The sequence below is a fragment of the Mycobacterium sp. genome (assembly GCF_032162105.1).
In the GTDB taxonomy this organism is placed as follows: Bacteria; Actinomycetota; Actinomycetes; order Mycobacteriales; family Mycobacteriaceae; genus Mycobacterium.
Map to the genome: position 1 here is coordinate 1 of NZ_JAVRPS010000553.1, position 8,708 is coordinate 8,708.

The following is an 8,708-nucleotide window of genomic DNA, read 5'->3' on the forward strand; positions in this document are numbered from 1 at the left end:
GGGTAGCGAACCCATCGCACCGCGGAGTGGCCTTCCAGGTATTCGGCGATCCGCTGCGCGGACGCGTTCTGGTAGTCGACCCGAATTGCAAGCGTCTCAAGGCCTTTGAGCATCGTCCATGCGTTGAACGCGCTGATCGCCGGACCGGTGTGGCGCATCAGCTTCTGCACCGGGCCGTCGATGTACTCCTTGTCGCCCAGGATCGCCCCGCCGAGCACGCGGCCCTGACCGTCGATGTGCTTGGTGCCCGAGTACACCACCACGTCGGCGCCCAGCGGGAGACCCTGTTGCAGCAGCGGGGTGGCGAAGACGTTGTCCAGCACCACCTTTGCGCCGGCGGCGTGCGCGAGTTCGCAGACTGCCGCGATGTCCACCAACGACTGCATCGGGTTGGACGGCGTCTCGAAGAACACCGCCTGGGTGGGCACCGACAACGCCTCCTCCCATTGGGCGAGGTCTTCTCCGTCGACGAACACCGTCTCCACGCCCCAGCGCGGCAGGATCTCGTTGCACACCACGAAGCACGAACCGAAGAGGCTGCGCGCGGCGACCAACCGGTCACCCGCCCCAAGCAGTGCGCCCAGCGAAGTGAACACGGCCGCCATGCCCGTCGCCGTCGCGAACGCCGCTGGCGCACCCTCGATCAGGCGCAGCCGCTCCTCGAACATCGAGATGGTGGGGTTGCCGTAGCGCGAGTAGACGTAGCGGTCGATCTCACCGGTGAACGCCTTCTCGGCGTCGGCGGCCGTCTCGTAGACGTAGCCCGAGGTGAGGTAGAGCGCCTCGGCGGTCTCCTCGAAACCGGACCGCAGCAGCCCGCCGCGCACCCCGATGGTGGCCTGGCTGACGCCGTCGGGAAGGGCGGCCGGGACTCGAACAGAAGGCACCGAAGGCACGCCCTCGTCGCTCATGACTGCGTCCATGGCAGACCGATGGCCCGCCAGCCCGTGCCGCCGCGGTGCTTCTGCTCGTCGAGGTTGCCCTCGAAGCCGTCGAGCACGTTGTACGAGGGCGCGATGCCCACCTCGGTGGCCGCCTCGGCAGCGCCGATCGAGCGGTTGCCGGAGCGACACAGGAACACCACCGGACGCTCCCCGGGCGTCACGCCCGCCGCGATCAGGTCCTCGACGAAGCCGTCGTTGTGGTTGCCGTCGGTGCCGTTCCATTCGATGTACACGACGTCGCGCCCGAGGCTGGAGATATCGGGCACGCCGACGAAGCGCCATTCGGCGGAGGTGCGGCAGTCCACGAGCACGGCCTCGGGATGGTCGCTCAGCAGGTCCCAGGCCTGCTGCGGCGTTATGTCTCCCGCGTAGCTCACGTCCGCGAGTCTCCCATACCTATCTGGACGCGGGCGAGCACACCTTCCAGGTGCCGTCTTCGCGCGCGACGGTCAATTCCGACACGGAGGTGGCGTCCGGGGTCTTGTCGAAGTGGTAGGTCGCCTCGGCCGCGGCCCGGTCGCCGTCGATCCGCACGTTCCGCACGCCGTCGACGTAGCGTTCGCCGCTCTTGGCCACCGAATCACGTTGGCGAGCAAGGAAGTCGGCCTCACTGCCCTGCTCGGCACGGCAGGTGTAGTCGCGGAAGCCGGTGTAGCTCTGGCGTTGCAACGCGTCGTTCTGGCCGACGATCGCCCGGCTGACGTCCTGCTCGGGAGCGGGGCCGTCGCCGCCGAAGGAGTTGGCCAGCGCTATTCCGATCACGATGAGCACGATGATTGCCAGTGCACCCAGAAACGGTGCCATCGTGGGCCGGTCGGACTCCGGTTCGGACTCGGGTTCGGGTTCGGTCACGACTCCGGCTTGCGCAGGGCGGCCAACACCTGGTGCGCACGGTCACGTGCACGGACCACGTCGGGCGCGGTGGCCAGGGCGACGGATACTCCGTCGAGCAGGCGCACGTCGCTCTCGGGCACGTCAAGGGCGTCGGCCAGCACGCCGGTGCCAGGGGCGTCGTGCAACACCTCGGCGGCGGCAGGCGAGATCATGATGGTGTCGATCGACAGCCCGAGGATCGCCCTGGCGTGCAGCTCGAACTGGGAAAGGCGCTGCGACCGCAGCGTCACCAGGCCGACGTCGTCGGGCCTCGGGCGCACCGACGAGAAGTACACCTCGTCGCCACGGACGAGGAGCTCGACGTTGAACACGCCGCGCCCGCCGAGCGAGTTGACGATCCGCGCGGCGATCGACCGGGCAGCGTCGAGCGCGGCGGGCGACATGAGATGGGGCTGCCACGTCTCCAGCGGCCCGCCGTCGGACTGCCGGTGGCCGATCGGTTCGCAGAACTGCACCGTCGGCCCCGACGGTCCGACGCTGCGGACGGTGAGCATGGTGACCTCGTCGTCGACGTCGACGACGGTCTCGACGAGCACCCGGTTCGGCGCGTGCCCGGCGGCGATGGCCCGATGCCAGGCGGGCTCGACGTCATCCGGCCGGGTCAGCACCGACTGCCCGTCGGCAGGAGTGCCCGCCACCGGCGTGACCACCAGCGGGAATCCCGCATGCTTGGCGACCGCCGCGAGTTCGTCGTCCGAACCGGCGAACCAGAACGGCACGGTCGGCAGCCCGAGCTCGTCGGCGGCCAGCCGTCGCAGGCCTTCGCGGTCAAGGCTGAGCCGGGCGCCGCGCGGGGTCGGAAACACCTCGACGGCGTCGTGTTCGGCAGCGGCGATGAGCACGTCGGCGGAGATCTCCGCCGAGTCGGCGACCACGTACGTCGGCTTCTCCTCGTCGATCCACGAGTTGAGCACGTCGACGTCGGCGCCATCGTTGACGGTGTGGGCCACGGCACCCAGCCGCTCGAACGCCAGGGTCAGATCGCGGCCAGCGCCGCCGGAGCCGAGCAGCATGACCACGGGTCGGTGATCGGTCGGTTCAGTCATCGCGGTCCAGCCTGCCAGAGAAGTCAATCCAGCCGGATGTCGACATAGCACCAGCGCCAGGTTTCCCCCGGTTCGACCGACCGCATCACGGGATGGCCCGTCTGGTGAAAGTGGGCGCCGGCGTGCTGATGCGGGCTCGAGTCGCAGCAGCCGACGTGCCCGCACGTCAGACACATCCGCAGGTGCGCCCAGGTACTCTCGCCGAGTTCGCTGCATCCCTGGCATCGGCCCGGGGTGAGGGGTTCGGGCTCAGGGGCGTCGGCGGCGGCCGACAAGTGCTCGCAGATTCGAGTCGGGGCAACGACGTCGCGCCCTCGCGATCTCCTCCGCATGTGCACACGATAGGAGGTTGGCGACATGGGTGCGTCACTGCTTGCCGTCCTCGTCGTGTCGGTGCTGCTGGCCGGGGTGGCCCGCCGCTTCGACGTGTCGGCGCCGCTGGCCCTGGTGGTCGCTGGGCTACTGGCCGGTTCGATCCCCGGCCTGAAGGGCATCGAGTTCGAGCCTGACCTGGTGTTGTTCGTGATCCTGCCCCCGCTGCTGTGGTCGGCGGGTCTGGAGAGCAGCTACGTCAACCTGCGCCGCAACGTCCGGCCGATCGGCCTGCTCGCGGTGGGCCTCCCGCTGGCGACGACGTTCGCCGTCGGCGTAGTGGCCTTTCACACCGTGCCCGAGCTGACGATCGCCGCGGCGCTGACCCTCGGCGCCATCGTGGCGCCACCCGATGCGGTGTCGGCCGCGGCGATCGGCCGCAGGCTCGGGTTGCCCCGCCAGATCATGACGCTGCTCGGCGGGGAGAGCCTGCTCAACGACGCCACGGCGCTGACCGCGTACAAGGTCGCACTGGCTGCGGCGATCGGCACGGCCGCGACCTGGGGCTCAGGGCTCGGCACGTTCGCACTGGCCGCCGCGGGCGGGGTGGTCGTCGGCGGCCTGGCGGGTTCGTTGATCGTCGCCATTCGGACCTGGTTCGAGGACCCGTTGGTGGAGAGCGCGATCGGTCTGGTTGCGCCGTTCTTCATCTACCTGCTCGCCGAGGAGGTGCACGGCTCCGGCGTGATCGCGGTGGTGGTCGCCGCGCTGATCATCGGCCAGCGGTCGACCCACGCGAGTTACGCCACCCGGCTGCAGGACAACGCGGTCTGGCGCGCGGTGCAGTTCGTGCTCGAGTCGTTCGCGTTCCTGCTGATCGGCCTGCAGTTGCCAACCGTGGTCGGCGAGCTCACCGGGATCTCGGCCGCGGTGCTCGCAACCGCGTCCGCGGCAGTGCTCGCGACCGTGATCGGCGTCCGGATCGTCTGGGTGTTCGTGTTCGCCTACCTGCCAAGGGCGCTCTCGGCACGGGTCCGCGCCAATGAACCGAGACCGACGCCCGCACAGGTCTTCATCGTGGCGTGGGCGGGCATGCGCGGCGTGGTGTCCCTCGCCGCAGCCTTCGCCGTGCCACTGACGACGGCGTCCGGGGCACAATTCCCCGGGCGCCCGCAGTTGGTGTTCCTGACGTTCGTGGTCGTCGTCGGAACCCTGCTGCTGCACGGGCTGACGCTGCCGTGGCTGATCAAGGTGCTCGACGTGCAGAACGAGGACGCCGCACGGGACGCCATCGAGGAAGCCGCCGCGCAGACCAGGGCGGCCAAGGCCGCGTCCGACCGGCTCGACGAACTACTGGCCGACGAGCGCGCGACCGACGTCCACGAGCGCGCGGCGAAGATCCTGCGGAGTTGGAACGACCGCAGGCAGAACGCCACCTGGGAGCGACGGCTCGGCCGCAGCGACGAGGAGATCGGCGAGAGCCCGTCGGCGGCGTTCAAGCGGTTGCGACTGGCGATGCTGACCGCCGAGCGCGAGGCGTTCATCGCCGAACGCGACGCCGGACACATCGACGACGAGGTGCTGCGGTCCGTGCTCAACGGGCTGGCCCTCGAAGAGGCCACGCTCAACCGCGACTGAGCGCACCGCTAGCGTTGGGCGACGTGGACCCAAGTTCGGAGCACGTCACGGTCGACACCGCGCTGGGCCGGCTGCGGGTGCAGACCGCCGGTGACGGAGACGCGATCCTGTTCTGGCCCAGCCTGTTGATGACCGGCGACATGTGGTCGGCGCAGGCCGAGCACTTCGCCGTGCGCCACCGGGTGGTGTTGATCGACCCGCCCGGACACGGCGAAAGTCAAGCTCTGACAGGCACTTTCACGTTCGACGAGTGCGCGCGCAGCATCGTCGACCTTCTCGACGGCCTCGGCATCGAACGCGCACACTTCGTCGGCAACTCCTGGGGCGGCATGATCGGCGGTACGTTCGCCGCCACGCATCCCGACCGCGTCGGCAAGTCGGTGCTGATGAACTGCACGGCGTCGGCTGCGGGCGGGCGACAGAAGCTCGAGTACGGCGTCCTGCTCCGAATTGCCGGGTGGCTCGGCGGAATCCGCCCGCCGCTGACCCGGTTGGTGCTCAAGGCGTTCCTCGGCCCCACCACGTTCCGCGATCGCCCCGACGTCGTCGCCTACGTGCGCGACGCCGTGCAGGCCGTCGACCTTGACTCTTGTTCCTGGGCGGTGCGCAGTGTCGTGCCCCGCAGGCCCGATCAGCGGGCCCTGCTGGGCCGGGTGACGACGCCCGTGCTCGTCGTGGCCGGCGTCGAGGACGCGACGTTCCCCAATGCCGAGACCAAGGCGATGGCCGATGCGATCCCCGGTTCGTCGTTCGTGGTCCTCGACGGCGTCGCGCACCTGGCCGCGCTGGAGAATCCGGCGTTGGTCAACAAGTTGGTGGAAGACTTTCTGGCCCGCTGAGTTCCGTACCGGATCCCGAAACCGTCGGTACCGTCGAAGGCATGAGCAGACCGAATGCCGCGCTCCGCGCGGAGCGCCCCTCGCTGCCACCGGTCCACATGCGGCGCAATGCGTTCGACCCGACCCCTGAACTCGGCGAGATCCGGGAGAGCACGGGTGTCCGCACGGTCGTCAACGCGTTCAACATGCAGGTCTATCTGGTCACCCGCCACGACGACGTCAAGACGGTGCTGTCCGACTACGAGCGCTTCTCCAACGCGCGCCCGCCCGGGTTCGTCGTGCCCGGCGCGCCGGAAATCCCTGAGGAGGAACAGGCCAGCGCGCGGGCCGGCAACCTGCTTGGCCTCGACCCGCCCGAACACCAGCGGCTGCGGCGAATGCTCACCCCGGAGTTCACCATCCGCCGGATCAAGCGGCTGGAACCACGGATCGTCGAGATCGTCGACGAACACCTCGACGCGATGCAGGCTGCCGGAGCGCCCGCCGATCTGGTCGAGTCGTTCGCGCTACCCATCCCGTCGCTGGTGATCTGCGAGTTGCTTGGTGTGCCCTACGAGGATCGTGCCGACTTCCAGGCGCGTACGGCGCGCCAGCTCGACCTGTCGAGCCCGATTTCCGAGCGGCTCGAACTGCAGCGGCAGGGTCGGGCGTACATGTTGTCCCTGGTGGCCCGCGCCCGCAGGCATCCCGGCGACGACATCCTCGGCATGCTGGTCCGCGAGCACGGCGCCGAACTGACCGATGACGAGCTCGTCGGCATCGCCGGGCTGCTGCTGCTCGCCGGGCACGAGACCACGTCGAACATGCTGGGGTTGGGCACCCTCGCGCTGCTGCGCCACCCCGACCAGCTCACCGCGGTGCGCGACGACCCGGACGCCGTCGGACCTGCCGTCGAGGAACTACTGCGGTGGCTGTCCATCGTGCACACCTCGATACCGCGGATTACCACCACCGACGTCGAGATCGCGGGGGTGCCGATCGCGGCCGGTCAACTCGTCTTCGCATCGTTGCCGTCGGGCAACCGGGATCCCGAATTCACCACTGCGCCAGACACTCTCGACATCCGCCGCGGCGCGCCCGGCCATCTGGCGTTCGGCCACGGCGTGCATCACTGCCTCGGTGCCCCCCTGGCGCGGATGGAGATGCGGATCGCCTGGCCCGCCCTGTTCCGCCGCTTCCCGAACCTGGCGCTGGCCGAGGAGTTCGAGGACGTCGAGTTCCGCTCGTTCCACTTCATCTACGGACTACGGTCACTGGCAGTGAGGTGGTGACGGTCCGATGAAGCTGGAAGCCGACCACGACGCCTGTATCTCGTCGGGCAACTGCGTGATGATCTCGGCGGAACTGTTCGATCAGGACGACGACGGCGTCGTGGTGCTGCTCACCGAGGACGTGCCCGAGGCCGAGGAGGACCACGCCCGCGAGGCCGTCAAGATCTGTCCGGCGTCGGTGCTGCGCCTGGTGTGACATTGGGGTCGACGGGGTCGTCGTGGAAGTGCAGGTCGATGACGCCTGCGCGGACCAACGCGAGCAGGCTCACCACCAGCACCCAAGTGGGGAACGCCAACGTCACCCACATGTCGATGTCGGCGGCGATCAGCAGGCTGACCGCGCAGAGGTAGGTGCCCGCGACCAGCCAGGTCGGCATCAGCCGAGTCTTCAGCCAGATGGTGGCCAGCGAGATCATGAACACCGCGCCCATCCGCAGTGCGTAGGTGTTGCTCAGCGTGGTGAGCAACACCTGGCCGAACGCCACCACGTCGTCGTGCGCGGCTTCGTCGACCTGCAGCCTCCGGCTGGCCACCAGTCCGGCGCCGACCGCCGACGAGACGAACATCATCGCCAGGAACAGCAGCCCGCTGCCGAGGAACACCGATGCGAAGAACTTGTCCTCGTACTTGCCGATCCCGTCGCGCACCACGCCGATGAACCACAGGAAGGTGACGCCCGCGAACGGCATCAGCAGCGCCGCGACCTTGAGCTTGCCCGCCGACCCGTCGACCCATTGCGAGCCATGCTCGCCGCCTTCGGGCAACGCGGTCCGGATCAGCACCAGCGCGGTGCCGAACAGCAGCGCGAACAGCACGCCCGCCAGTCCTGCCGCGTGTGGTGTCTTCAGCCCATTCAGCGTGGTTGCGCGTCGGTCGGTCACCGGGTCATGGTGACAGAGCCGCGGCCCGGCGGCGTTGACATTGCGCTGACGGTCGTGAACTCGCGGGCGACTTCTACAGCCCTCACGGCAATCTGAACGGGGCACGTCGAGTTCTGCGTCAGGGTTGGCCGGGCAGCAGGCGGATCATCAACCCGTTGGCTTCGGCCAGCAGCGCCTCGTCGGGGTCGCGCAGTTCGGCGTTGACGAACGCCTTGCGACCCTCGATCGAGCAGATCCAGCCGCGCGCGGTCAACTTGGTGTCGATCGGCGTCACCTTGCGGTAGTCGACGTGCAGGAACCCGGTGCGGCTGATCGGCCGGCCCGCGGCGTGGATCACCATTCCGAACACCGAGTCGAACAGCAGTGGCAGCACGCCGCCGTGCACGGCGTTGTTGCCGCCGACGTGAAAGCGGCTGAACTGCACGGTCAACTCGACGCCGTCGGGCTCGAACTTGCTCACCGCGAAGGGCGCCATCAGCAGGCTGCCCCCGCCAGGCAGGTCGGGTACGCGTCCCGCGGGGCCGACGCCCTCGGCCGCGTCGAACGGCTCGAGTAGCGTGACCAACTCGTCGACCCGCTTGGCCGCTTCCACCCAGGTGTCGCTGTCTGGGTTGGCCGACACCGCGAGGTCCTGCAGCCGCCGCATCGACGTCAGGAACGGCCCGAACCCCGGCCCTGGTTCCGCCGCCTCGAACAGCGGGAAACCGCCATGCCGTTCGTAGTCGGGATCGCTGGTGGTCTGCTCTTCACGCAAGCGCTCATCGCTCACGAAGGTGCCAGGATGTCGCGACGCACGATCGTCTGGTCGCGGCCGGGCCCGACGCCGATGCACGAAACATGGGCGCCGGCAAGCTCTTCCAAGCGGAGCACATAGTCGCGGGCC

The 8,708-nt window shown here is 69.0% G+C and carries 12 protein-coding genes; 4 read left to right on the plus strand and 8 right to left on the minus strand.

Features of this window, described 5'->3' with window-relative positions; translation table 11 throughout:
• From QOC69_RS28330 to QOC69_RS28350, 5 genes are all read right to left on the minus strand, one after another.
• A partial coding sequence (locus QOC69_RS28330; protein ID WP_526445848.1) for a PLP-dependent transferase occupies window positions 1–911 on the minus strand: 911 nt, incomplete at its 3' end.
• On the minus strand, window positions 908–1,321 hold the full coding sequence (locus QOC69_RS28335; protein ID WP_526445849.1) for a rhodanese-like domain-containing protein: 414 nt from the start codon (window positions 1,319–1,321) through the stop codon (window positions 908–910). The genes QOC69_RS28335 and QOC69_RS28330, both read right to left, overlap by 4 nt.
• Window positions 1,322–1,340: 19 nt before the next feature.
• Window positions 1,341–1,748, minus strand: coding sequence for an Rv0361 family membrane protein (locus QOC69_RS28340; protein ID WP_526445858.1), 408 nt, complete (start codon window positions 1,746–1,748; stop codon window positions 1,341–1,343).
• Between the two features lie 44 nt (window positions 1,749–1,792).
• Window positions 1,793–2,884 (minus strand): formate-dependent phosphoribosylglycinamide formyltransferase, encoded by a 1,092-nt coding sequence (gene purT / locus QOC69_RS28345; RefSeq protein WP_526445850.1) that lies wholly within the window; start codon window positions 2,882–2,884, stop codon window positions 1,793–1,795.
• A 23-nt stretch (window positions 2,885–2,907) separates the two neighbouring features.
• Window positions 2,908–3,216: a UBP-type zinc finger domain-containing protein gene (locus tag QOC69_RS28350; RefSeq protein ID WP_526445851.1), complete on the minus strand. Its 309-nt coding sequence runs from the start codon at window positions 3,214–3,216 to the stop codon at window positions 2,908–2,910.
• Between the two features lie 25 nt (window positions 3,217–3,241).
• On the opposite strand from QOC69_RS28350, the gene QOC69_RS28355 reads away from it, so the two are divergent.
• From QOC69_RS28355 to QOC69_RS28370, 4 genes are read left to right on the plus strand one after another with little or no spacing between them, the layout of a single operon-like run.
• A complete protein-coding gene (locus tag QOC69_RS28355; protein ID WP_526445852.1) occupies window positions 3,242–4,834 on the plus strand; it encodes a Na+/H+ antiporter in 1,593 nt (530 codons plus the stop codon).
• 23 nt (window positions 4,835–4,857) lie between these two features.
• The gene (locus QOC69_RS28360; RefSeq protein ID WP_526445853.1) at window positions 4,858–5,673 is read left to right on the plus strand and encodes an alpha/beta fold hydrolase; all 816 of its coding nucleotides are present in this window, start codon (window positions 4,858–4,860) and stop codon (window positions 5,671–5,673) included.
• 41 nt (window positions 5,674–5,714) lie between these two features.
• Window positions 5,715–6,944 (plus strand): cytochrome P450, encoded by a 1,230-nt coding sequence (locus tag QOC69_RS28365; protein WP_526445854.1) that lies wholly within the window; start codon window positions 5,715–5,717, stop codon window positions 6,942–6,944.
• Between the two features lie 7 nt (window positions 6,945–6,951).
• Window positions 6,952–7,140 carry a ferredoxin gene (locus QOC69_RS28370; RefSeq protein ID WP_526445855.1) on the plus strand — a complete coding sequence of 63 codons (189 nt, stop codon included), beginning with the start codon at window positions 6,952–6,954 and terminating at the stop codon, window positions 7,138–7,140.
• Here the strand turns inward: QOC69_RS28370 and QOC69_RS28375 are convergent.
• The 3 genes from QOC69_RS28375 to QOC69_RS28385 form a co-directional block, all read right to left on the minus strand.
• Complete coding sequence (locus tag QOC69_RS28375; RefSeq protein ID WP_526445856.1) at window positions 7,103–7,825, minus strand: hypothetical protein; 723 nt, start codon at window positions 7,823–7,825, stop codon at window positions 7,103–7,105. The two genes, QOC69_RS28370 and QOC69_RS28375, sit on opposite strands and share 38 nt — an antisense overlap.
• Before the next feature lie 118 nt (window positions 7,826–7,943).
• Window positions 7,944–8,594 carry a PaaI family thioesterase gene (locus tag QOC69_RS28380; protein ID WP_526445857.1) on the minus strand — a complete coding sequence of 217 codons (651 nt, stop codon included), beginning with the start codon at window positions 8,592–8,594 and terminating at the stop codon, window positions 7,944–7,946.
• A partial coding sequence (locus tag QOC69_RS28385) for a hypothetical protein (RefSeq protein WP_526445859.1) occupies window positions 8,591–8,708 on the minus strand: 118 nt, incomplete at its 5' end. The genes QOC69_RS28380 and QOC69_RS28385, both read right to left, overlap by 4 nt.